General features: G+C 45.6%; 24 protein-coding genes, 1 riboswitch and 1 other annotated feature. Of the genes, 4 read left to right on the top strand and 20 right to left on the bottom strand.

Annotated elements, in window-relative coordinates:
* The 13 genes from ACLROL_RS09590 to rplJ all read right to left on the bottom strand — a co-directional run.
* A partial coding sequence (locus ACLROL_RS09590) for a GTP-binding protein (RefSeq protein WP_413067744.1) occupies positions 1-97 on the bottom strand: 97 nt, incomplete at its 3' end.
* Positions 98-205: 108 nt separating this feature from the next.
* Entirely contained in the window at positions 206-2,323 is a 2,118-nt protein-coding gene (fusA, locus tag ACLROL_RS09585; RefSeq protein ID WP_087209945.1) for an elongation factor G, read from the bottom strand.
* 69 nt (positions 2,324-2,392) lie between these two features.
* Positions 2,393-2,863, bottom strand: coding sequence for a 30S ribosomal protein S7 (rpsG, locus tag ACLROL_RS09580; protein WP_207651603.1), 471 nt, complete (start codon positions 2,861-2,863; stop codon positions 2,393-2,395).
* Between the two features lie 158 nt (positions 2,864-3,021).
* Positions 3,022-3,444 carry a 30S ribosomal protein S12 gene (gene rpsL / locus ACLROL_RS09575; RefSeq protein WP_087199800.1) on the bottom strand — a complete coding sequence of 141 codons (423 nt, stop codon included), beginning with the start codon at positions 3,442-3,444 and terminating at the stop codon, positions 3,022-3,024.
* Positions 3,445-3,673: 229 nt separating this feature from the next.
* Positions 3,674-4,186 (bottom strand): GNAT family N-acetyltransferase, encoded by a 513-nt coding sequence (locus ACLROL_RS09570; protein WP_087199802.1) that lies wholly within the window; start codon positions 4,184-4,186, stop codon positions 3,674-3,676.
* Between the two features lie 80 nt (positions 4,187-4,266).
* On the bottom strand, positions 4,267-5,181 hold the full coding sequence (locus tag ACLROL_RS09565; protein ID WP_087199804.1) for an AEC family transporter: 915 nt from the start codon (positions 5,179-5,181) through the stop codon (positions 4,267-4,269).
* Between the two features lie 4 nt (positions 5,182-5,185).
* A complete protein-coding gene (locus ACLROL_RS09560; protein WP_087199806.1) occupies positions 5,186-5,749 on the bottom strand; it encodes an HD domain-containing protein in 564 nt (187 codons plus the stop codon).
* 221 nt (positions 5,750-5,970) lie between these two features.
* Complete coding sequence (locus ACLROL_RS09555) at positions 5,971-7,056, bottom strand: M24 family metallopeptidase (protein ID WP_087199808.1); 1,086 nt, start codon at positions 7,054-7,056, stop codon at positions 5,971-5,973.
* Positions 7,057-7,148: 92 nt separating this feature from the next.
* Positions 7,149-8,483: an aminopeptidase C gene (locus tag ACLROL_RS09550; RefSeq protein ID WP_413067742.1), complete on the bottom strand. Its 1,335-nt coding sequence runs from the start codon at positions 8,481-8,483 to the stop codon at positions 7,149-7,151.
* A 173-nt stretch (positions 8,484-8,656) separates the two neighbouring features.
* Complete coding sequence (gene rpoC, locus ACLROL_RS09545) at positions 8,657-12,442, bottom strand: DNA-directed RNA polymerase subunit beta' (protein WP_413067741.1); 3,786 nt, start codon at positions 12,440-12,442, stop codon at positions 8,657-8,659.
* Between the two features lie 15 nt (positions 12,443-12,457).
* Positions 12,458-16,327, bottom strand: a complete 3,870-nt coding sequence (locus ACLROL_RS09540) for a DNA-directed RNA polymerase subunit beta (RefSeq protein ID WP_413067740.1) — start codon at positions 16,325-16,327, stop codon at positions 12,458-12,460.
* A gap of 296 nt (positions 16,328-16,623) precedes the next feature.
* Positions 16,624-16,998 (bottom strand): 50S ribosomal protein L7/L12, encoded by a 375-nt coding sequence (gene rplL / locus ACLROL_RS09535; RefSeq protein ID WP_087199814.1) that lies wholly within the window; start codon positions 16,996-16,998, stop codon positions 16,624-16,626.
* Between the two features lie 44 nt (positions 16,999-17,042).
* The gene (gene rplJ / locus ACLROL_RS09530) at positions 17,043-17,591 is read right to left on the bottom strand and encodes a 50S ribosomal protein L10 (RefSeq protein WP_087209965.1); all 549 of its coding nucleotides are present in this window, start codon (positions 17,589-17,591) and stop codon (positions 17,043-17,045) included.
* 30 nt (positions 17,592-17,621) lie between these two features.
* Positions 17,622-17,754: a sequence feature (ribosomal protein L10 leader region), on the bottom strand.
* A gap of 209 nt (positions 17,755-17,963) precedes the next feature.
* Between rplJ and iadA the strand changes: the two genes are divergently transcribed.
* The 4 genes from iadA (at position 17,964) to ACLROL_RS09510 (ending at position 21,607) form a co-directional block, all read left to right on the top strand.
* Positions 17,964-19,109, top strand: coding sequence for a beta-aspartyl-peptidase (gene iadA / locus ACLROL_RS09525; RefSeq protein ID WP_087209969.1), 1,146 nt, complete (start codon positions 17,964-17,966; stop codon positions 19,107-19,109).
* Positions 19,110-19,250: 141 nt separating this feature from the next.
* Positions 19,251-19,295, top strand: a riboswitch (PreQ1 riboswitch).
* Between the two features lie 35 nt (positions 19,296-19,330).
* On the top strand, positions 19,331-20,341 hold the full coding sequence (locus tag ACLROL_RS09520) for a nucleoside hydrolase (RefSeq protein ID WP_087199819.1): 1,011 nt from the start codon (positions 19,331-19,333) through the stop codon (positions 20,339-20,341).
* Positions 20,338-20,934, top strand: a complete 597-nt coding sequence (locus ACLROL_RS09515) for an ECF transporter S component (protein ID WP_087199821.1) — start codon at positions 20,338-20,340, stop codon at positions 20,932-20,934. The genes ACLROL_RS09520 and ACLROL_RS09515 overlap by 4 nt, the downstream gene beginning before the upstream one ends.
* On the top strand, positions 20,918-21,607 hold the full coding sequence (locus ACLROL_RS09510) for a radical SAM protein (protein WP_087199823.1): 690 nt from the start codon (positions 20,918-20,920) through the stop codon (positions 21,605-21,607). Before ACLROL_RS09515 ends, ACLROL_RS09510 begins: the two co-directional genes overlap by 17 nt.
* Here the strand turns inward: ACLROL_RS09510 and ACLROL_RS09505 are convergent.
* From ACLROL_RS09505 to rpmG, 7 genes are all read right to left on the bottom strand, one after another.
* Positions 21,604-22,140 carry a hypothetical protein gene (locus ACLROL_RS09505; RefSeq protein ID WP_287448762.1) on the bottom strand — a complete coding sequence of 179 codons (537 nt, stop codon included), beginning with the start codon at positions 22,138-22,140 and terminating at the stop codon, positions 21,604-21,606. The genes ACLROL_RS09510 and ACLROL_RS09505 overlap by 4 nt on opposite strands.
* Positions 22,137-22,469: a PadR family transcriptional regulator gene (locus ACLROL_RS09500; RefSeq protein WP_087199827.1), complete on the bottom strand. Its 333-nt coding sequence runs from the start codon at positions 22,467-22,469 to the stop codon at positions 22,137-22,139. The genes ACLROL_RS09505 and ACLROL_RS09500 overlap by 4 nt, the downstream gene beginning before the upstream one ends.
* A 137-nt stretch (positions 22,470-22,606) precedes the next feature.
* Positions 22,607-23,299 carry a 50S ribosomal protein L1 gene (gene rplA, locus ACLROL_RS09495; protein WP_087199829.1) on the bottom strand — a complete coding sequence of 231 codons (693 nt, stop codon included), beginning with the start codon at positions 23,297-23,299 and terminating at the stop codon, positions 22,607-22,609.
* Between the two features lie 60 nt (positions 23,300-23,359).
* Positions 23,360-23,785 carry a 50S ribosomal protein L11 gene (gene rplK / locus ACLROL_RS09490; RefSeq protein WP_087212546.1) on the bottom strand — a complete coding sequence of 142 codons (426 nt, stop codon included), beginning with the start codon at positions 23,783-23,785 and terminating at the stop codon, positions 23,360-23,362.
* A 54-nt stretch (positions 23,786-23,839) separates the two neighbouring features.
* Entirely contained in the window at positions 23,840-24,355 is a 516-nt protein-coding gene (nusG, locus tag ACLROL_RS09485) for a transcription termination/antitermination protein NusG (protein ID WP_087199833.1), read from the bottom strand.
* A 27-nt stretch (positions 24,356-24,382) separates the two neighbouring features.
* The gene (secE, locus tag ACLROL_RS09480; protein ID WP_087199835.1) at positions 24,383-24,583 is read right to left on the bottom strand and encodes a preprotein translocase subunit SecE; all 201 of its coding nucleotides are present in this window, start codon (positions 24,581-24,583) and stop codon (positions 24,383-24,385) included.
* A 24-nt stretch (positions 24,584-24,607) separates the two neighbouring features.
* On the bottom strand, positions 24,608-24,757 hold the full coding sequence (gene rpmG, locus ACLROL_RS09475) for a 50S ribosomal protein L33 (RefSeq protein WP_087200040.1): 150 nt from the start codon (positions 24,755-24,757) through the stop codon (positions 24,608-24,610).
* Positions 24,758-24,879 lie beyond the last annotated feature (122 nt).

The raw sequence follows: 24,879 nt of genomic DNA, 5'->3' as shown, positions 1-24,879 counted from the left end.
TGATAGCAGCTGTTAAAGTTGTTTTACCATGGTCAACGTGTCCGATTGTACCAATATTACAATGTGGTTTTGTTCTTTCAAATTTAGCCTTTGCCATTTGAATAGTCCTCCTTAATTCTGCCCCGGATACGGGCAATTTTTTGATTTAAAAGTTTACTCAGCTATATCTGATTATATTTCAAATCTGCCGAATTTTCAAGCCTTTTTAGGCATTTTTATTGGATAATACTTTTTCCTGTACGTTCTTCGGTACTGGTTCGTATTTTTCGAAGAACATGGAGTAGTTACCACGTCCCTGTGTTCTGGAACGAAGATCTGTGGAGTATCCGAACATTTCAGAAAGCGGTACATATGCACGTACGATCTTTCCGCCGCCCAGGTCATCCATTCCTTCGATACGTCCACGACGGGAGTTGATATCTCCGATAACGTCTCCCATGTATTCTTCCGGCATCGTTACTTCTACCTTCATGATAGGTTCAAGAAGTACCGGAGCTGCTTTTGACATAGCATCCTTGAATGCAAGAGATCCTGCAATGTGGAATGCCATTTCAGAAGAGTCGACTTCATGGTAAGATCCGTCGTAAACATTTGCATGGATACCAACAACCGGGAATCCGCCAAGGATACCGGACTTCATAGCTTCTTCGATACCTTCTCCAACTGCCGGGATGTATTCCTTCGGAATAGCACCACCAACAACTGTGGATTCGAATTTGTATGTTTCTTCTCCATTGACATCCATTGGTTCAAATTTAACTTTACAGTGTCCGTACTGTCCACGACCACCGGACTGTTTTGCATACTTGCTGTCCACATCAACTGCTTTTGTAAAGGATTCTTTGTAAGCAACCTGCGGAGCACCAACGTTTGCTTCTACCTTAAATTCACGAAGAAGTCTGTCTACGATGATTTCAAGATGAAGTTCTCCCATACCTGCGATGATCGTCTGACCTGTTTCATGGTCTGTATGAGCACGGAATGTCGGGTCTTCTTCTGCAAGTTTTGCAAGAGATTCTCCAAGTTTGCCCTGGGAAGCTTTTGTCTTCGGTTCGATAGCAAGCTCGATAACCGGTTCCGGGAATTCCATGGATTCAAGGATTACCGGATGCTGTTCGTCACAGATTGTATCTCCTGTTGTGGAGAATTTGAATCCGATTGCTGCAGCAATATCTCCGGAGTAAACTTTGTCAAGTTCTTCTCTCTTGTTTGCGTGCATCTGAAGGATACGTCCGACACGTTCTTTTTTGCCTTTTGTTGCATTCAGAACGTAAGAACCGGAGTTCATTGTTCCTGAGTACACACGGAAGTAAGCAAGCTTACCTACGAACGGGTCTGTCATGATCTTAAATACGAGAGCTGAGAACGGTTCTTCATCAGAAGAATGTCTCTCTACTTCGTTTCCGTCTTCGTCAACACCCTTGATAGCCGGGATGTCTGTCGGAGCCGGCATGTATTCAACAACCGCGTCAAGCAGCTTCTGAACACCTTTATTTCTGTAAGCAGAACCACAGCAAACCGGGATAGCCTGACATTCGCATGTAGCTTTTCTTAATACTGCTTTTAATTCGTCGATGGACGGCTCTTCGCCTTCCAGGTACTGCATCATCAGATCGTCGTCAAGCTCACAGATTTTTTCTACGAGTTCTGTACGATAGAGTTCTGCATCATCCTGCATATCTTCTGGAATATCGCAAACTGTGATGTCATCGCCCTTATCATCATTGTAGATGTAAGCCTGCATTTCCATCAGGTCGATGATTCCTTTGAATTCGTCTTCTTTTCCGATCGGAAGCTGAAGACAGATTGCATTTTTTCCTAATCTTGTTTTGATCTGTTCTACTGCATTGTAGAAATCTGCTCCCAGAATGTCCATCTTGTTGATGAACGCCATACGCGGTACGTTATATGTGTCTGCCTGACGCCATACGTTTTCAGACTGCGGTTCTACACCACCTTTGGCACAGAACACACCTACAGCGCCGTCAAGTACACGAAGGGAACGTTCTACTTCTACTGTAAAGTCAACGTGTCCCGGAGTATCAATGATATTGATACGGTGTTCAAGAGCACCTTTTTTCGGTTTTGTCTTTTCTTCCAATGTCCAGTGACATGTTGTAGCAGCTGAAGTGATCGTGATACCTCTTTCCTGTTCCTGTTCCATCCAGTCCATGGTAGCAGTACCTTCGTGAGTATCACCGATCTTATAGTTAACACCGGTATAGTAAAGAATACGCTCTGTCAGTGTAGTCTTACCAGCATCGATATGAGCCATGATACCAATGTTTCTTGTTCTCTCTAATGGATATTCTCTTCCAGCCAAGACTTTTTCCTCCTATTAATAATGAGATCGACTGTTTCACAAAACAGAATGTGGATTCTGTCAAGAATCTTAGAAGCGGTAGTGAGCGAATGCTCTGTTTGCTTCTGCCATCTTGTGCATATCTTCTTTTCTCTTTACAGCTGCTCCTGTATTGTTTGCAGCGTCGAGAATTTCGTTTGCCAGTCTTTCTTCCATTGTCTTTTCTCCTCTGTTACGGGAGAATGTTGTCAACCAGCGAAGAGCTAAAGCCTGTCTTCTGTCTGCACGAACTTCGATCGGTACCTGGTATGTTGCTCCACCGATACGTCTTGCTTTTACTTCCAGTACAGGCATGATGTTGTTCATTGCCTCTTCAAATACTTCGATAGCCGGTTTGTCAGCTTTCTCAGCGATTCTTTCAAATGCGCCATATACAATCTTCTGTGCTACACCTTTCTTACCATCTAACATGATGTTATTGATAAGTTTTGTAACAACTTTGTTATTGTACAATGGATCCGCTAATACGTCTCTTTTCTGAGTATGTCCTTTACGTGGCACGGTCCTTCCCTCCTTAATCATAATTGGATTAAATCATCAGTACTCGCTTCACAGAATGCGTTCGTGCGGCAGGACATATTCATCATATATGTCAATCCGCAACCTACTAATCTTCATAGTCCTGTGATACGATAACGATTTTGTTACTTAACTTTTACTTATTTCTTTGCGTCTTTCGGTCTCTTAGCACCGTATTTGGAACGAGCCTGGCGTCTCTTAGCAACACCTGCTGTATCCAGTGTACCACGAACGATGTGGTATCTTGTACCTGGTAAGTCCTTAACACGGCCTCCACGGATAAGAACAACGCTGTGTTCCTGAAGGTTGTGTCCTTCTCCCGGGATGTAGCTTGTTACTTCGATTCCGTTAGACAGACGAACTCTGGCGATCTTTCTAAGAGCAGAGTTAGGTTTTTTAGGTGTAGCTGTCTTAACTGCTGTACATACACCTCTCTTCTGCGGTGCAGATGTGTCTGTAGCTCTTTTTTTCAGAGAGTTGTATCCTTTCTGAAGTGCCGGAGCTGTAGATTTCTTTACAGAAGTTTCACGTCCTTTTCTTACTAACTGATTGAATGTTGGCATTCCTTTCACCTCCTACGAATAATTAATAAGGTTGCTTAAAACATTTTCATGTTTCCGCACGCGAAAATAACTCGCACTTTCACGCGCGCTAGATAATTGTATTACGCCAAATAAAAAAAGTCAAGGCTTTCCCTCGACTTTTTTCAACTATTCAGCCATGCGCGGCTTTTTTTCCGGATTCACAGGCTTGTCTGTGTAAGACGGATAAAAGCCGCATTTGGCATAGCTTTTAATGGATCATCATTCCCATCACGTACAGGTCATAATATGTTCCATTCAGCAGTGTAGAGTTTTTGCGGCATCCTTCTATCTGGAATCCGAACTTCATATAGAGGGAAACGGCCATCACATTATCAGCTCTTGTGTCCAGGCTGATTCTTGTCGTCACACCGTTTCCTTTTGCCCACTCAATAAGCTGACGGATGAGTTCGGATCCAATTCCCTGATTCTGGTATTTCTTTGCTACCACAATTCCGAGTTCCCCGTCATGTCTTGCCTTGATCTTGTGGGAAGAATGAATCGTCGCAATACCTGCGATTTCTTCGCCGTCCATAGCAAGGAGCATAATATTTGTAGCATTTCCTTCAAGAGAGCGGATTTCCTCTTCCTGTTCCTTCACATTCATCGGATACTCGTCTTTTTCAAAACTGAGGTAGCTTGTCTCCCCACCTACGTAATTATAAAATTCTACGATTTTGGCCGCATCTTCTACAGCTGCCCTTCTGATATTGATTTCTCCCATCTGACCAAACCTCTCTTTCTTCTTTTCTCTAACTATACCGCATTGCCATCTAAAACATAACAGATTCCTCGAATCTCCTTCTATCCGATCGACAAAATCAGACACCACAGGGGGAGCGTCACAAGTGATCCAAGCGTCGTGAGAAAGATCATACCAGTCGCATAGCTTTCGTTTCCCCCATATTTGGATGACAAAAGCGCTGTCGTGACAGGAGCCGGCATTCCTGCCATGATTACAGTAATCCCGCGAAGAATGGAAGGAATCGGGAGAAGTGCTGTGACTCCAAACAAAATCATCGGAAGGATCACAAGACGCACGGACGTGTAGAAAACCATTGTCTGGTCAATCAGCCCTCTGGGATCCATCTCCGCCAGCATCATGCCGATCAGCATCATGCTCATAGGTGTGTTGGCACTGCTCAACCCTCCTACCGCAGTTGTGAAAAATATCGGCCATTGAACTGGGAGCAGCATCGCAATGAGGCCAAGAAAAATGGCTACAATACACGGATGGGTTACTACTTTTTTCACGACGTTTTTCTTCTGACCGGATATAAAACAGGACACGCCCACCGACCACATAACGATCCGCACCGGCAGCATAAAGACAGACGCATACAGAAGTCCATTTGTCCCGTATATTCCTTCAATTACCGGGTTCCCCAGAAAACCCCCGTTAGAAACGATCGTACCGTAACGCAGCGGCTTTCGCTTTGTCTCATCTGCCTTCTTATATAGAAGAAACGCTGCTCCTACGGAAATTACATTATAAAGGACCGAAAGCAGGATTGTGATCAGCACCAGCCTCCACACATTATCTTTAGTCTGTACAAGAAACGCGTGAAAAATATTAAACGGCAGGAGCACGTACAGGCACAGATCCACCATGTTCTTTCTTCCTTCCATCCCGACGATTCCCCGTCTTCTCACGAGAAAACCGACCAGAACGAAGAAGAACATCATCCCCTGCATATTCAGCATATTTTGGACGATCATTCCTCTATAATCCTATCTTATCTGCGATCGCACACATGGATGCAAGGGCAATATCGATGAACTCATCAAAATTCATTCCTGTAAATTCAATAGCTTCCATGTAATCTCTATTTGCTCCGGCGGCAAAACGCAACTCCCGGAAGCGCTTCGTTACCGACTTATGCTTTACGCTTGCAATCTTCTTATCCGGATAAATCTGCGCGATGGCCTTTAAGAATCCGCTCATCGGGTCGGATGCAAGGATCGCATACTGAAGATTCGTCTTTGCCTTCACTCCGCTTTGCGGATTATGGGAACAGATTGCGTCAAAAAGTATCGGGTCATCGATCCCTTCACTTTTTAATATCTCCACTGATTTCGGTCCGTGTGTCTCCGGATGTTCCTTCCATTCGCAATGTTCTTCGTCCAGATCATGCAAAAGCCCTACAATTCCCCAGTACTCCACCTGATCCGGCGCAAGTTTTTCTGCTACACCCCGCATGATAGCTTCCACTGCGTAAGAATGTTCCAGATACCGCTGTCCCTTCATATATTTCTGCAAAATTTCGTAAGCTTGTTCTCTCGTCATTCCATATACCTCCGCATTTTCCCTCCGTCAAGCTGCATGATGCAGATCGCAGAAGTTTTTTACAGGTATAATACTACTACATTGCAGCTTTTCTGTCCAGCCTGTCGTCGAGCCAAGCACTTTGCGCCAGTCGTTCCGATACTTCTTCTTATAATCAAAAGGGAGGGCATCCCCAAAGTCATCTCCTGACTTTTAGAAACGCCCCCTTATGTATACATGTCTTATTCTTCCGGTACTACGATCAAATCTTTTGTAAAGTGGTTCAGAACTTCACATCCGTCTTCTGTAACGATTACAAGGTCTTCGATACGAACACCAATGCCTTCGTCCATCAGATAGATACCTGGTTCAATAGAGAATACCTGTCCTACCTGGATGATATCTTCATTTACAGAAGATACATCGCCATATTCGTGGTCTTCCATACCGATGGAATGTCCTGTTCTGTGTGTGAAGTATTCGCCGTATCCTTTTTCTGTGATATAGTTACGGCATGCAAGGTCAACATCGCACATTCTTGCGCCAGGCCTTACAGCGTCGATACCTCTCTGCTGAGCTTCTTTTACGATTTCATATACTTCTCTTGCTTTATCAGATACTTCTCCGATGAATACTGTTCTTGTCATATCTGAGCAGTAATCATTTAAGATACCACCGATATCAAGTACTACGCTGTCTCCGCGTTTTCCTTTTGAGTCGTCTGTTACATGGTGCGGGTCAGCGCCTGATTTTCCATAAGCTGTGATCGGATCAAAAGATACTCCTGAATGTCCTGTTGCAGCGTACATTTCTCTTACTTTCGCATTCAGTTCTTTTTCTGTATATCCTTTTACAACGAGCGGGATCAGTTCTTCCATGATCTTGTCGTTTGCAAGGGATGCTTCTCTCATGAGCTGCTGTTCATGTTCATCTTTGACCATTCTTACATAGTCAACGATCATGGAACCATTGAGGAATTTGCTTCCTGCGCCTAATTCCTGAAGTCTTAAAAGGAATCTTGCCGGCCATACTTTGTCAATTCCGATCGGTTTGTCTTTTTCGACAAATCTGCTCAGAATTTCCACTGCATCCTCAACATCATCATACCACACGAGTTCTACTCCCAGGTCTTTTTCCTGCGGGAACAATTTATTGATAACAAGTTTGTGATTTCCATTTACGTTCAGGTAAAGTGCAAGCATTCTTTCCCCTGGAATAATCCACTTTCCTGTTAAGTAGTAAATTGTCGGAGGATCAGAAATGATCATCTGCGGCATTCCCTGCTCTTCCATTTTCGTTAAAATTCTGCTTAATTTTGTTTGGTCCATAGCTATTACCCCACTTTCAATATGATATTAAACTAGCTGTATTTATTATAGACTTCCTGGCGGTAAAAGTCAATCAACTCCGTGTGCATTTGCTAATCTGCCAGTGTCCCCATCGGATCCCATGCAGACAAATGGATAGGTTCCTGATCTGCTTCTTTTAGCTGTTCTTCCGTAAGATATTTTTTGTGAATGACTGCCTGGTAAACAAAACGGTCAAACCATGACGCGCTCATCTGATAAAAACCTTTTTCCCCGTGTTCCTCGCTCCAGCTGTTCTGGATTTTCCACTTTGTCGCTTTTCCGTCTTCATCGAGATTGACTCCGGTAATAACCATGGCATGATTCATGGCGCTCTCTCTGTAGTCGAGGCTGTCCCCTTTTGTCATATTAAAATCCATGTCGAAAGCTCCTTCGTAATCATAAGCTTCCGTACTCCATATACCTCTGTCACGCTCTCCATATTTTCCAACATCGCTCCCAAACCACACGAGCTGTCCGTCTGACAGCTGGCGGATGATCAGGTCTCGCAGCGTATCCATAGGGACATTATAGTAACGTACCGGCGCGCCTTCTGCTACATTTCCAAGGAAATCCACCGTATAGCTTCGCCCAAACGGTTTGTCTTCCGTAGGGGAATTGATGATGCTTACATAGTCTTTCAGATTGAGCCCTACGAACTGTTCGTAGAATGTCTCCGGTGTCAGATTCCTTGCAATGTGGTACTTTTTGTCTTTATCCACATATTCAAAATCAAATGTCTTCGGAGGTTTACCAAAACACATGCAGAGGAAACGATAGATTTCTTCCATCATCTGTTTCTTTTCTGCCTGTGCGTCTCCGCCTTCACGGACAGTCCTGCGAAGTTTTGCCGCGCATTGTCTGAGTCTCGCGTTCAAAAGGCTGTTCATCTCAGCGGTATTACTGCTCTGGTACGTCTCTTCCATAGCACTTTTCGGAACTACCTTATATTTTTCCACAAGGTTCACGAACATATCCCACTGACCGCCGTCCTGTACACCTATGGATAAGATGTGACAAAGCAAACGGTCATCTGTCGGTCGGTCTGCGAGGGCGATCACACTTTCCAGCATATAATTTGCTTTCTCGAATTTGTCCCAGAATGCCATGTAATTTTGGGACAGTTCAAACTTTTCGAGGCCACACTTCTTTGCCGTCTCCTCACGAAGTATATTCAACGCTGAAAAGATCCAGCATCGTCCGCTGGACTTCTGATTCGTTACCGGAAGTGTCGGGATATCCACTGAAAAAGCGAACTGTGACGCTGCCAAAGACTCGTAACAAAACGCCACATCTTTAACCGAGTGCTTGTACAATGCGTTTGTCATCGCTCTCCCCAGCGGATGCCTTTCATAGCACTCGTCAAACTTTTCAATATCCTTCCATGTAACACCTTGAAACTGACTCATCTTCTGTCCTTCCTTTCCGCCGTGTGGGTATATTGGCCATACGGCTTTGCCTGTAAATTGTTTTTGCGTTATTGCATTTTCTTCCTCTTCCAATCAGTATATCACAACATAAAAACAGGCACCATACCTTTCGGCACAGCACCTGTTTCTGAGTAAACTTATGAAACGAAATTTTATTCTTCTGTTGTCTCCTCTGATTCTTCTGCCATTTCAGCTTCGTAGTCTTCATCGGCAGCTTCTTCCATGTTGATATCTGCAAATTCAGACTCTCCTGCTTCCAGATTTTCCTCAGCTTCTGCAGACTCTTCTTTTGCCTTTGCAGCCGCTTCCGCTGCTTCTGCTTCTTTGAGGGCTTCTTCCTCTTCTTTGCGAAGACGCTCTTCCTCTTCTTTCTTTGCAGCGATCATGGCATCTGTATTCAGCTTGATGTTGCGGTATTTGCTCATACCTGTACCAACCGGAATCAGTTTACCGATGATTACGTTTTCTTTCAGACCGATCAGCGGATCGACTTTTCCTTTGATAGCTGCCTCTGTCAGAACTTTTGTTGTCTCCTGGAAGGAGGCTGCTGACAGGAAGGAATTCGTCGCGAGCGCAGCCTTCGTGATACCAAGCATTACCTGCTCTCCTGTAGCCGGCTCTTTTCCTTCTTCAATAAGTTTCTGGTTTGTATCTTCAAACTCAAGCGCATCTACCATCGTGCCCGGGAGGAAATTGGAATCTCCATTTTCCTCGATGCGGATTTTCTTCAGCATCTGGCGAACGATAACTTCGATATGCTTATCGTTGATATCTACACCCTGGAGACGGTATACCCTCTGCACTTCCTGGATCATGTAATCCTGTACAGCACGGAGTCCTTTGATCTTCAGGATATCATGCGGGTTGACACTACCTTCTGTAAGTTCATCCCCGGCACCAAGCTCTGCTCCGTCCATGATCTTGATTCTTGATCCGTACGGAATGAGGTATGCTTTTGATTCTCCTGTCTCATTGTTTGTAACAATGATCTCTCTCTTCTTCTTCGTGTCGTGGATTGTCGCAGTTCCTGCAAACTCAGTGATGATAGCAAGACCTTTCGGTTTTCTTGCCTCAAAAAGTTCTTCGACACGAGGAAGACCCTGTGTGATATCATCGCCGGCCACACCACCTGTGTGGAACGTACGCATTGTAAGCTGTGTACCAGGTTCCCCGATAGACTGAGCAGCAATGATTCCGACTGCCTCTCCGATCTGTACCGGTTCTCCTGTAGCCATGTTTGCACCGTAACATTTTGCACAGATACCCAGATGGGATTTACATGTAAGGATCGTACGGATTTTAACCTTCTTGATCTCTTTGCCGTCTTTATCCACACCTTTTGTCACGATCGCAGCCGCACGTTTTGGCGTGATCATATGGTTTGCTTTCACGATGACATTGCCGTCTTTGTCGCAGATCGTCTCACAGGAATAACGTCCTGTAATACGTTCTTCAAGACTTTCGATCTCTTCGTTTCCGTCCATAAATGCATGCACGTACATACCCGGAATTTCTGCACCCTTCGGCACACAGTCCACTTCACGGATACTCAATTCCTGAGATACATCGACAAGACGTCTTGTGAGGTAACCGGAGTCCGCTGTACGAAGAGCCGTATCGGAAAGACCTTTACGTGCTCCGTGTGCAGACATGAAGTATTCCAAAACGTCAAGACCTTCACGGAAGTTAGACTTAATAGGGAGCTCGATCGTACGTCCTGTCGTATCAGCCATAAGTCCGCGCATTCCGGCAAGCTGTTTGATCTGTTTATCGGAACCACGAGCTCCGGAGTCAGCCATCATGAAAATGTTATTATATTTGTCAAGTCCGGAAAGCAGAGCCTCTGTCAGGGCATCGTCTGTCGCCTTCCATGTCTCTACGACTTCTTTGTAACGTTCTTCTTCTGTGATAAGACCACGCTTGAAGTTTCTTGTGATCCTATCTACTGTATCCTGTGCCTGCTTGATCATTTCCGGCTTCTGCGGCGGCACCGTCATATCGGAAATAGATACTGTCATAGCGGCTCTTGTGGAGAATTTGTATCCGATCGCTTTTACATTGTCAAGCACTTCTGCAGTAGCGGAAGCCCCATGTGTATTGATTACTTTTTCAAGGATTTTCTTAAGCTGTTTCTTTCCTACATGGAAATCTACTTCCAGAAGAAGTTCGTTTCCTTCCACTTCACGGTTTACAAATCCAAGATCCTGCGGGATGATCTCATTGAAGAGGAAACGTCCCAATGTGGATTCCACAGTACCCATGATTGTTCTTCCATCCGGCATTGCTTTTGTCACGCGGACTTTAATCTTGGAATGCAGCGTGATAACCTGATTTTCGTACGCAAGGATGGCTTCGTTGACGCTCTTAAAGATCTTTCCTTCCCCTGCCGCTCCCGGTCTTTCCTGAGTCAGATAGTAAATACCAAGTACCATGTCCTGTGAAGGAACGGCTACCGGTCCACCGTCTGACGGCTTCAGAAGGTTGTTCGGGGAGAGAAGGAGGAAGCGGCATTCTGCCTGCGCTTCCACAGAAAGCGGCAGATGTACAGCCATCTGGTCCCCGTCGAAGTCGGCGTTGAAAGCCGTACATACGAGCGGATGAAGTTTGATCGCCTTACCTTCCACAAGGATCGGTTCGAAAGCCTGAATACCAAGTCTGTGCAGTGTAGGGGCACGGTTCAGCATAACCGGATGTTCTTTGATGACATCTTCCAGCACATCCCACACTTCTGCCTGCAGTCTTTCTACCATCTTCTTTGCATTTTTGATATTGTGTGCCGTACCGTTTGCAACCAGTTCTTTCATTACGAACGGCTTGAACAGCTCGATCGCCATTTCTTTCGGCAGACCGCACTGATAGATCTTCAGTTCCGGTCCTACGACGATAACGGAACGTCCGGAGTAGTCTACACGTTTTCCGAGCAGGTTCTGACGGAAACGTCCGGATTTTCCTTTCAGCATATCGGAAAGAGATTTCAGCGCACGGTTTCCAGGTCCTGTTACCGGACGTCCGCGGCGTCCATTGTCGATCAGGGCGTCAACCGCTTCCTGAAGCATTCTCTTTTCGTTTCTTACGATAATGTCCGGAGCTCCCAGTTCCAGGAGTCTTCTCAGACGGTTGTTTCTGTTGATGATTCTTCTGTACAGGTCATTTAAGTCAGACGTTGCAAAACGTCCGCCGTCGAGCTGTACCATCGGGCGCAGATCCGGCGGGATGACCGGGATCACTGTCATGATCATCCATTCCGGCTTGTTTCCGGATTCACGGAACGCCTCTACTACTTCAAGACGTTTTACGATCCTTGCTCGTTTCTGGCCTGTAGCTCCTAAAAGCTCTTCTCTCAGCTCGTGATATTCTTTTTCAAGGTCGATATTCTGCAGAAGTTCCTGTACTGCTTCTGCTCCCATTCCCACACGGAATGCACTTCCCCATTTTTCCCTTGCGTCCTGATATTCCTGTTCGGAGAGTACCTGTTTGTACTGCAGATCTGTCTCTCCCTTATCCAGCACAATATAGGAAGCAAAGTACAGCACTTTCTCCAATGTTCTTGGAGAAAGATCGAGGATCAGACCCATACGGCTCGGTATCCCCTTGAAATACCAGATATGGGAAACCGGAGCGGCAAGCGCGATGTGCCCCATACGTTCACGGCGCACACTCGCTTTTGTCACTTCAACTCCGCATCGGTCACAGATCACACCTTTATAGCGGATCTTTTTATATTTTCCACAATGACATTCCCAGTCTTTGCTAGGTCCGAAAATTCTCTCACAGAAAAGCCCGTCGCGTTCCGGCTTCAGTGTTCTGTAGTTGATGGTTTCCGGTTTTGTCACTTCTCCCCTTGACCATTCCAAGATTTTTTCAGGTGATGCCAGTCCAATTTTAATGGCGTCAAAGGTCATTGGCTGATATGTGGCTTCACTATTAGTTCCTGTCATTTATGGCACCCCTTTCTATTCTTCATCAGACATTTCGTCGAATTCAATCGAAAAGTCATCGTCGCTAAAATCCAGTTCCTCTTCTTCCGGCTCTTCTTCGATGTCTACCAGCTCTTCGCCCTGGAATTCCTGCTGTGAAAATCCGTGTTCTCCGTAAGACTCTCTGTCGCCGCCATACCTTCTGTCTCCTTCGATGATGGCATTGAGATTTGTTTCTCCATAATCAGATGTCTCCATGATCTCCACTTCTGTGTTGTCATCTTTGAGGACACGCACATCCAGTCCCAGTGACTGAAGCTCTTTGAGAAGTACTTTGAAGGATTCCGGAATACCTGGTTCCGGAATGTTGTCGCCCTTGATGATCGCTTCGTACGTCTTCACACGTCCGATGACGTCGTCGGACTTCACTGTGAGGATTTCCTGCAGCGTGTAGGATGCGCCGTATGCTTCCAGCGCCCAAACTTCCATTTCCCCGAAACGCTGTCCACCAAACTGTGCCTTACCACCCAGTGGCTGCTGTGTTACCAGTGAGTAAGGACCTGTGGAACGTGCATGGATCTTGTCGTCTACCAGGTGGTGGAGCTTCAGATAATGCATGTGTCCGATCGTAACAGGGCTGTCAAAGTATTCTCCTGTACGTCCGTCTCTCAGCCGTACTTTACCATCTCTGGAAAGCGGCACACCCTTCCAAAGTTTTCTATGTTCTCTGTTGTCATAAAGATACTGCATCACTTCCGGAAGAAGTTCTTCTTTATGTTTCTCTTCAAACTCTTCCCAGGAAAGATTTACATAATCGTTTGCCAGATCCAGTGTATCCATGATATCGTTCTCGTTCGCCCCATCAAATACCGGTGTTGCGATATTGAAGCCAAGTGCTTTGGCCGCAAGACTCAAGTGGATCTCCAGCACCTGTCCGATGTTCATACGTGAAGGCACCCCAAGTGGGTTCAGCACGATATCAAGCGGGCGGCCGTTCGGCAGGAACGGCATATCTTCTACTGGAAGTACGCGGGAAACGACACCCTTGTTACCGTGACGTCCGGCCATTTTATCTCCGACGGAAATCTTTCTCTTCTGTGCAATATAGATACGTACTGCCTGGTTTACGCCAGGAGACAATTCGTCTCCATTTTCTCTTGTGAACACTTTCGCATCCACAACGATACCGTATTCCCCGTGCGGTACTTTGAGGGAAGTATCTCTTACTTCGCGGGCTTTTTCTCCAAAGATCGCTCTCAGAAGTCTTTCTTCTGCGGTAAGCTCTGTCTCCCCTTTCGGAGTTACCTTTCCGACAAGGATATCTCCGGCACGCACTTCCGCACCGATACGGATGATACCTCTGTCATCAAGATCTTTCAGCGCATCGTCGCCGACACCCGGGATATCTCTTGTGATCTCTTCCGGTCCCAGTTTTGTGTCACGCGCTTCTGCTTCGTATTCTTCTATATGAACGGATGTGTATACGTCGTCCTGTACAAGACGTTCGCTTAACAATACAGCATCCTCGTAGTTATAACCTTCCCATGTCATGAAACCGATGAGCGGGTTCTTTCCAAGCGCCATCTCGCCGTTGGATGTGGATGGTCCGTCTGCAATGACTTCTCCCTTTTCCACTCTGTCCCCTTTGAATACGATCGGCCTCTGATTGTAGCAGTTGGACTGGTTGCTTCGCAGGAACTTTGTAAGTTTATATTTCTTTCTGTTTCCATCATCCTGTTTGATGATGATTTCTGTGGATGCGGAACGCTCTACGATACCGCCTTCCTCAGCGACAACGCACACACCGGAGTCAACCGCTGATTTTTCTTCCATACCTGTTCCTACTACCGGAGCTTCTGTTGTGAGAAGCGGAACGGCCTGACGCTGCATGTTTGATCCCATGAGCGCACGGTTAGCATCGTCGTTTTCAAGGAATGGGATAAGGGCTGTAGCCACAGAGAATACCATCTTCGGAGACACGTCCATGTAATCGAACTTGCTTCTTTCGTATTCCTGTGTCTCTTCACGATAACGACCAGATACATTCTTTCTGACAAAATGTCCTTCTGCATCCAGCTGCTCGTTGGCCTGTGCCACATGGTAATTGTCTTCCTCGTCCGCTGTCATGTAGACTACTTCGTCTGTGACAACCGGATTCTCCGGATCGGATTTGTCGATCTTTCTGTACGGAGCTTCAACGAATCCGTATTGGTTGATTCTTGCATATGTCGCAAGAGAGTTGATCAGACCGATGTTCGGACCTTCCGGCGTCTCAATCGGACACATTCTTCCGTAATGGGAATAATGAACGTCGCGGACCTCGAATCCGGCACGGTCTCTTGAAAGACCTCCTGGTCCAAGTGCAGACAGACGTCTCTTGTGTGTCAGCTCGCCGAGCGGGTTATTCTGATCCATGAACTGAGAAAGCTGAGAAGATCCAAAGAACTCTTTTACCGCCGCAGTAACCGGTTTGATATTGATCAGAGACTGCGGGGAAATGCCTTCCAGATCCTGTGTCGTCATTCTCTCACGCACCACTCTCTCCAGTCTGGAAAGACCGATCCGGTACTGATTCTGGAGAAGTTCTCCTACCGCACGGATACGTCTGTTTCCTAAGTGGTCGATATCGTCATCATTTCCGATTCCGTATTCCAGATGCATGTTGTAGTTGATAGATGCAAAAATATCTTCTTTTGTAATGTGCTTCGGAATCAGTTCATGAATGCTCTTCTTGACAGAAGCCTTCAGTTCATCCACATCTCCAGCTGTCTCTTCCAGAATTTCAGCCAGTACCGGATAGTAAACAAGTTCTGTCACTCCCACTTCATGAGGGTCGATTCCAGTCACTTCTTTGAGGTCAACAGCCATATTGGAAAGGACTTTGATATCTCTTTCTTCGCTTTCGTTGCTGATCCACACATACGGAACTGCATTATTCTGAATCGTATCTGCAAGCTCTCTGGTCACTTCTGTGCCTGCTTCCGCGAGGATTTCCCCTGTAAGCGGACTTACCACATCTTTTGCAAGGACATGGCCTGTGATCCTGTTCTTGAGGAGCAGCTTTTTGTTGAATTTATAACGTCCTACTTTTGCAAGATCGTATCTTCTCGGATCAAAGAACATACTTGTGATCAGGCTTTCTGCACTGTCCACAGCAAGCGGTTCGCCTGGACGGATCTTCTTGTAGAGCTCCAGAAGACCTTCCTGATAATTCTCTGCCGTATCTTTCCCGAAACTTGCAAGGATCTTCGGTTCTTCACCGAACATCTCGATGATTTCCGGATTGGTGCCGATACCCAATGCACGGATCAATACCGTAATCGGTACCTTTCTTGTTCTATCTACTCTTACATAGAAAACGTCATTGGAGTCTGTTTCATATTCAAGCCATGCACCACGGTTCGGAATAACCGTACATGAGAACAATTCTTTACCGATCTTGTCGTGGGCAATTCCGTAATAGATACCCGGGGAACGTACAAGCTGACTTACGATAACACGTTCCGCACCGTTGATCACGAACGTTCCTGTCTTCGTCATGATAGGCAGATCGCCCATAAAGATTTCGTGCTCATTGATTTCATCTGTTTCCTTATTATAAAGCCTTACCCTTACTTTCAAAGGTGCCGCATATGTCGCGTCACGCTCTTTACATTCCTCGATCGTATATTTCACATCGTCTTCACATAATGTAAAATCCACAAATTCCAGACTGAGCTGTCCACTGTAATCTGTGATCGGGGAAATGTCCTCGAACACTTCCTTCAGTCCTTCATCAAGGAACCACTGATAGGAATCTTTCTGGACTTCAATCAGATTTGGCATCTCAAGAACTTCTTTTTGTCTGGAATAAGTCATACGGGAACTTCTTCCGCTTTTCATGGGACGAATTCTGTTTTTCTCCATTGACGTTTCACTCCTTGTATATTTATTTTCGTGAAAAACACCAGTTTTCATGTTGCTTTGCGGGATTTTCCTACAATTTTGCGCCCATCTCATGGCGCACCATCCCACAATAGTGCATTTTTAACTATATCACAAAGCATTTTGTCATGTCAAGAACTTTTTTATTTTTCTTTACTTTCTTTTCCAGGCACCGCATCCCGTCCAGATGGCCTTTTATTCTACAGGGGAGTCCAGAAGACTTTCCCAACAGAACAAAAAGGCAGGACCCTTGCGGATCCTGCCTCATACAAGCACAATTATTTAACGTTAACTTCTGCGCCTTCGCCTTCAAGTTTAGCTTTGATTTCTTCTGCTTCTTCTTTAGAAACAGCTTCTTTTACTACCTTCGGAGCGTTGTCAACAAGTTCTTTTGCTTCTTTCAGTCCAAGTCCTGTGATTTCACGAACGACTTTGATTACTTTAACTTTGGATGCTCCAGCTGCAACAAGTTCTACGTCGAACTCTGTCTTTTCTTCAGCTGCTGCTGCTTCTCCGCCTGCTGCTGCAACTACAACGCCTGCTGCTGCGGATACACCAAATTCTTCTTCACATGCTTTTACTAAATCATTTAATTCCAGTACGGATAATTCTTTGATAGCTTCAATAAATTCAGCTGTTGTTAATTTTGCCATTTCATTTACCTCCATATTTTGTTTCGGTTTTGTTTTTCAATCAATTATTCAGCTGTTGTTTCAGCTGCTTCTTCTGCCGGAGCTTCTGCTGCGGCTTCACATTCGCCTGCTCCACCTTTTTCAGCGATCTGATTAAGTACACGAGCAAGATTTGTGATAGGTGACTGTAAGCTTCCAAGCAATTTGGAAATAAGTTCTTCTCTTGACGGAATCTTGGAAAGTTCATTGATTCCTGCTGCATCGTAAACTGTTCCTTCAACGACACCAGCTTTTACTTCAAGAGCTTCTGCTGTTTTAGCGAACTTACAGATAATTCTTGCCGGAGCTGTAGCATCTTCTTTAGACACTGCCATAGCGCTCGGTCCGTCCAGATATTCTTCCAGTCCTGCAAACTCTGTGCCTTCGAACGCTCTTTTCATCATAGTGTTCTTGCAGACTTTGTAAATCACACCCGCTTCTCTTAACTGTTTACGCAGTTCTGTATCCTGAGCTACTGTCAATCCACGGTAGTCAACAAGCACAACAGACTGTGCGTCCTTTACGTCTTCAGCGATTGCCTGCACGATCGGCTGTTTTAATTCTACTTTTGCCACGATGGTTGCACCTCCTTATATTATTTGTGAGCTGCCAGAAAAAAACCTCTCTGCAAAGACAGAGAGGTCAACATTCAAGTAATGAATTTTGTCTTCCTCGGTAGGCGTTTTAATCCTTATGCCATCCGGCACCTACTGTCTTCGGCAGTTACCTTGTAACCTTATCACAACTTTTTCTGGTTGTCAATATTTTTTTGATATCTTTTTTGATTTTCTTCCACATTCTTTTTTCCGGTTTATGCAGATATCCCCTCTTCTGTATCCTATAAACAATATATTTTCCAGACGGTGGGAATTATGGTACAATACGGGTTATGATTATATCGTATGTACGCAAAACCAATACTCAGAATCATAAAGGAGGAGATATAAATGATCTTAATAAAGAATGCAGCCGTTTATGCTCCGGAGGCGCTCGGTATAAAAGATGTCCTGATCTGCGGAGGACAGATCGAAGCCATTGAAGATGAGATCCATCTCTCTTTTCCATCCTGCCACGTTATCGAAGGAACAGGAAAAAAACTGGTGCCTGGAATCATAGATCCGCACGTACATGTTACGGGCGGTGGCGGCGAGGGCAGTTTCCACACTCAGGTGCCGCCAGTCACTCTGTCTGAGCTGATACGCGGAGGTATCACGACAGTTCTCGGCCTGCTCGGAACAGACGGAATCACGAGAAACACAGAAAATCTGATCGCACGGGTCAAGGCTCTGAAAGAAGAGGGGCTTTCCGCCTATGCCTGCACCGGCTCTTATGCGTATCCAAGTATTACCTTGACAGGCAGTGTCGGACGGGATCTAGTTTTTGTAGATGAAATCATCGGCGTGAAACTGGCTCTTTCTGACCACCGGGCTCCCAATGTCACTGTCGAAGAACTGATCCGCCTTGGAAGTGACGCCCGTACCGCCGGCATGCTTTCTGGTAAGTGCGGCATCGTACTCCTTCATATGGGAGATGCTCCGACTGGCCTTTCTCTCGTCCTGGAAGCATTAAGGCAAACCGCAGTCCCTGCCAAAATCTATCATCCCACTCATGTTAACCGAAAGAAAGAGCTTTTAAACGAAGCATTTTCTTTTGCCAGCCAGGGCGGGTTTATCGATCTGACCTGCGGCATTACCGGCGCAGGCAGGCCGGCCTCATGTATTATGGAGGCCAAAAATCGCGGTATCCCTCTGGACCGTATTACCATAAGCTCGGACGGCATGGGAAGCTGGTCTACCTATGACACTGTTGGAACTCTTCTTGAAATAGGTTACGCTCCTGTCGATACAGTCTATAAGGAGCTCAAAGTTCTCGTACAGGAATATCAGATGCCTTTAGAAGAAGCTCTCTGTTTTGCCACATCCAATACTGCAAAATCACTGGAGCTTTTTCCGCAAAAGGGATGCGTGCGCGTCGGATCCGACGCCGATCTCCTGCTGCTGGATGAAGATCTGACTCTCCACACAGTGATCGCCAAAGGTAAACGGATGATGGCAGATCATGTCCTGTTAAAAAAAGGCACCTATGAATCATAACATTCAAAAACAGAAAACCCACCGCAAAAAGGATCCTGCAATCGCCGGTGGGTATTTCTGTCTGAATTTTATTTCTCCTTCCATTTCCGTCCCTCTTCTGCTATACTATATCTGCATTTATACAATCGGAATACAGTGTATTCCGGACTGGTTCGTGAACTTCCCAGTATAAAAAACCAAGTATCTCAAACTAACATTTTAAAAGAAAAGGAGATTGGAGAATGAATGCAAAAAAAGTAATTCTGGACTGTGATCCGGGTATCGACGACGCGCTGGCTCTTATGCTTGCCTTGTCCTTACCGGAAATCGAAGTCATCGGCATCACAGTCGTCTGCGGGAATGTTCCCGTCGAAACCGGCGCAAAGAATGCGCTTCAGGTCCTGCAATGGATGAACCGGACCGACATCCCTGTCTACATCGGGGAAGCAAAGCCTTTAAAAAGGCCTTATGTGGACGCCATGGACACGCATGGCAGAGACGGTCTCGGGGAATCTTTTTTCACTCTTGAAACAACGCAAAAACCAAGAACAGATGCCGTTTCCTATCTGCTGGACACATTAAAGTCTGAAGAAGACGTATCGGTCATCGCCCTTGGCCCCATGACAAACCTTGCCCGGGCAATGCAGAGAGACATCCAGGCATTCTCATGCGTAAAGGAACTTGTATCCATGGGAGGATCCTACAAATCCCACGGAAACTGTTCTCCTGTGGCGGAATACAATTACTGGTGCGACCCGGACGCTGCAGCTTACGTGTACGATGCGTTTTCCACACGCCCAGAGCTCAGCGGCAAAAAAATCCACATGATTGGACTTGATGTAACCAGAAAAATTGTGCTAACCCCAAATATTTTGGAATACATGAAGTATCTTCAGCCGGATATCGGGGAGAAAATCAAGTCAATCACTCGGTTTTACTTTGATTTCCACTGGAAACAGGAAGGTATTATCGGATGCGTCATCAACGACCCCCTCGCAGTGGCATATTTTGCCAACCACGATATCTGTCAGGGATTCGATGCATTTACCGCCGTGGAGACCGAAGGGATAAGTCTTGGACAGAGCATCGTCGATTCCTGTGGCATCTGGAAAAGACCTGCAAATGCAACCATCCTTACAAACGTCAATGTGAAGGAATTTTTCCTTATGTTCTTTTGCAGTGTACTGGGGGCAGACAGGGAAACGACCGATCACATTCTGAGTCATATCCTGACCCAGGAGGCGATATCATGAGGAACAACAAACTTCATATATCCCAGCTGTCTTTTCTCGCACTTACAGCTGTGCTGAATATTGCGGGGGCTAACCTTGCATTAACACTGCGGCTTCCCATCTATTTTGACACTCTGGGTACTATGATGGCCGCCATGCTTTTTGGCCCTGTATACGGAATGATCCCAGGTCTTATGAGCGCACTGATAACCGGAGTCACAACTGACATCTACTCTTTGTTTTTCTTGCCAGTTCAGCTTATCACAGGGTTTGCCGCGGGACTGCTGCTGTACACAAAAGACCGGACCATCCATTCGGACAGATTTCCGCTCCCGGTTCTCACACTGATGATTTCCGTCCCGGGGACAGTCGTATCAGCGCTGATATCCTCTTTTGTATTTGGAGGCATCACTTCTTCAGGTTCTTCCGTCCTTGTGCAGATTTTGCACCACAGTGGTCTCGGACTTACCGCAAGTGTATTCTGTGTACAGATTTTTACGGATTACGCCGATCGGATACTTACGCTTTTCTTGTCCATCTTTTTGCTGCACGCACTGCCAAAAAGCATCATCCAGAGTTTAAAGAAAGGAGTATCCTATGGATCGATACAGTAAGATCACAAACAAAAATCAGCGGGAGATCGTTCTCCTAAAAGGCTATCCCTGCGTATGGGGAAAATGCCGATTCTGCGACTACATCGATGATAACTCCCGGGATCTGGAGACCATGCGTGCCCTGAACCAGGAAGTGCTCTCGCACATAACCGGGGAGTTCGGCGTCCTGGAAATCATCAATTCAGGAAGCTGTTTCGAGCTGCCGAAAGAAACATTGGAGGATATCCGGACAATTGTCCAGAAAAAAAAGATTCAGAAGCTCTTCTTTGAGGCACACTGGATCTATCGGAACCGCCTCGATGAAATGCGCCGTTTCTTCGGCATTCCGATCGTATACAAAACCGGAGCCGAGACATTTGACTATGATTTTCGCGAAAACTATCTGAACAAACACGCTTCTTTCAAAGATGCGGAAGAACTTTCCCGGTACTTTGATTCCCCATGTCTCATGGTTGGCATCAAGGGTCAGACAAAAGAAATGATCCGGTACGATATCGACTGTCTGAAACGTTATTTCAAACTTGGGACGATCAACGTCTTCACAGACAATACAACGGATGTAAAACGGGACGAATCGCTCGTCCGCTGGTTTCTCGAAGAATACCGCTGGCTCGAAGACGATCCGTCCATAGAAGTTTTATATGAAAATACTGATTTTGGGGTGGGGGATTAGTCCTCATCCCAATCTTTTTTGTTCCGCCTTCTTCGGTCTCCGCAGTGCCGGACTGTCCAGATTCCAATCAGAAGGATTGAGATTTCTGCAATTATTTCTTTGATGCCCCATATAACAAACACCTGTTCAAAATCGTCCAATCCTCCGCCCTGATAACTCTCCATCAAATTCAACATTCCAAAAAAGAGAAACCGTATCCCCCAATGCACGAGATAGACGATGCCATACACGATGAAAAAAATTCCCACGCCCTTCAATTGTTTTCTGCCCGGAGCCATCTCCCGTCCGGTAGACGCCCGAAAAATTTCCTCGGCAAATGTCCGCTCCGACTCCCCAATCTCTTCTCTCAGGCTTCTGCCGCGCACGCGCGCTTCTTTGGCCATCCCGATGATTTCCCTTCGAATCCCTTCCAATTCTCCCCCATCCACTTCACAGCAGGAAATCTGGCGCATGATCTTCCTCAGCGTTATCCAATCTTCATCTTCCAAAGAAGAATCATCTACATATACATGTTTTTCTTTATACGTTTTCATACGTTTCCTCCTTTCTGCCATAACCGATCCATCGCTTCCCGGATCGCACTCCAGCTCTCTTGAAAACTTTCCATGTAGCGCACTCCCTCTTCCGTCAGCTTGTAGTATTTTCTGTCCGGTCCAAGCGGAGACGCTTTAAATTCTCCTTTTATGATCCCTTTCTTTTCCAGTCGGATCAAAAGAGGGTAGATCGTCCCTTCCTTGATCTCCCCAAAGCCGCATGCCTGGAGCTGCACGAGGATCTCATATCCATATGTCTCACTCATGGACAGGATCTTCAGTATCGCCCCTTCCAGCGTCCCCCGCATCAGCTGCGATTTATCATACATGTTACCACCTACTTTGTTCCACAAGGTACTTTTCTTAACTACATAGTAGCACAAAGTAGTCTTATAATCAAGGAATTTTGCGCATAAAAAAAGAACCCTGCATCTATTCAGGGTTCTCTTTATCTACGCCAATCAGATTAAGCTAATTTTGCCGGGTTTACTTTTACTCCAGGTCCCATTGTAGATGTGAGTGTCACACTCTTCAGGAACTGGCCTTTTACTGCTGCCGGTCTTGCTTTGATGATTGCATCAATAAGCGTCTGGAAGTTGTCCGCTAACTGTTCTTCAGTGAAAGAAGCTTTTCCAACCGGTACATGGATAATGTTTGTCTTGTCCAATCTGTACTCGATCTTACCGGCTTTGATATCTTTGATCGCTTTTGTAACGTCCATTGTTACTGTACCAGCCTTCGGGTTCGGCATTAAGCCCTTCGGTCCAAGTACACGTCCAAGACGTCCTACAACGCCCATCATATCCGGTGTAGCTACAACTACGTCGAATTCGAACCAGTTTTCATTCTGGATTCTCGGGATCAGGTCTTCTGCTCCTACGTAATCTGCTCCTGCTGCTTTTGCTTCTTCAGCTTTTGCATCTTTTGCGAATACAAGGATACGAACTTTCTTTCCTGTTCCATGCGGAAGTACTACCGCACCACGGATCTGCTGATCTGCGTGACGTCCGTCGCAGCCTGTTCTGATGTGAGCTTCGATTGTCTCATCAAACTTTGCTGTTGCAGATTTTTTAACTAATGCTACCGCTTCGTCTCTGTCGTAAAGATTTCCTCTTTCGATCAGTTTAGAAGCTTCGATATATTTCTTTCCTCTTTTCATCTTATAACCTCCTAGTGGTAATATCGGGAGCGAGCCCTCCCACGTTTCTCAAGTTTACAATTAGTCAACTACTGTAACACCCATGCTTCGGCATGTACCAGCGATCATGCTCATAGCAGCTTCTACGCTTGCAGCGTTTAAGTCTGGCATTTTCAGTTCAGCGATTTCCTGAACCTGAGCTTTTGTGATCGTAGCAACTTTTGTCTTGTTCGGTACACCAGAACCGGATTTGATCTTACATGCTTTCTTGATCAGAACTGCTGCCGGCGGTGTCTTTGTGATGAAGCTGAAGCTTCTGTCATTATAAACTGTGATGACTACAGGAATGATCAGATCTCCCTGATCTGCTGTTCTTGCGTTGAACTGTTTTGTAAATTCTACGATGTTAACTCCGTGCTGTCCAAGAGCCGGTCCAACCGGAGGAGCCGGTGTTGCCTTTCCAGCAGGAATCTGCAATTTAATATAACCTTCTACTTTTTTAGCCATTATTTTGTACCTCCTTGTGGTATTTGCGGGGATTTCCCTCCCACTTGTTTTACGCTACATTTTCTTGACATCTGAAAAACCGATTTCCACCGGTGTTTCACGGCCAAATAATTCAACATTGATCGTGACGCTTTGCTTCTGCGTATTGATCGCCTGGATCACTCCAACCGTATCTGCCCACGCACCGGAGATGACGCTTACCGTATCGCCGACTTCAAAGTCCACAACAATATCTTCTTTCTGAATTCCAAGCGGTTCCATCTCTTCATCCGTAAGCGGCACCGGCTTGGATCCTGGTCCTACAAATCCTGTCACACCTCTGGTATTACGCACCACATACCAGGTATCGTCATTCATAACCATGTGAATCAGCACGTATCCAGGGAACATCTTTCTCTGGGCTGCCTTCTGAACTCCGTTTTTAAGTTCTACCACATCCTGCATCGGAACTCTGACTTCCAGAATCTGATCTTCCAGGTGTCTGTTTTCAATCGTCTTATCAATGTTGGCTTTTACTTTATTTTCATACCCTGAATAAGTATGAACTACATACCATTTTGCCGTTGACATATAATCACCTTTCTTACTGTCAGCTTCTTAGTGAACTAAGAAATCAATTCCGAATTTCAGGAGCGCATCCACAACAGAAATGATCGCTCCAAGGATCAGAGACACAGAAACGACTGCTACTGTTTGTTTTGCAAGTGTCTTTTTGTCTGGCCAGATGATTTTCTTAAACTCAGCTTTCAAGCCTTTGATCTTTCCAGGCTTTTTTGCTTCTGTTTTAGAATCTCCCATAACGTCCACTCCTTTTCCAAACGATTATTTCGTTTCTTTGTGTACTGTGTGAGACTTGCAGAATCTGCAATACTTCTTGGTTTCCATGCGTTCCGGATGAGCTTTCTTATCCTTAGTCATGTTGTAATTACGCTGCTTACATTCTGTACATTCTAATGTAATTCTTGTACGCACAACTTCCACCTCGCTTTTTTTCACTTCTTAATTTTCTTGTTACGCGGCAGTTTGCGAAACTGCCTGATTTTAGGCATAAAAAAAAGACCTATACTTCCATTCGCCCTCACAGAATACCACAA

This window comes from Sellimonas sp., from assembly GCF_047234585.1.
GTDB lineage: Bacteria > Bacillota > Clostridia > Lachnospirales > Lachnospiraceae > Sellimonas > Sellimonas caecigallum.
Note: the sequence above shows the minus strand (reverse complement) of the source record. Positions and strands in the feature narration are given on the sequence as shown.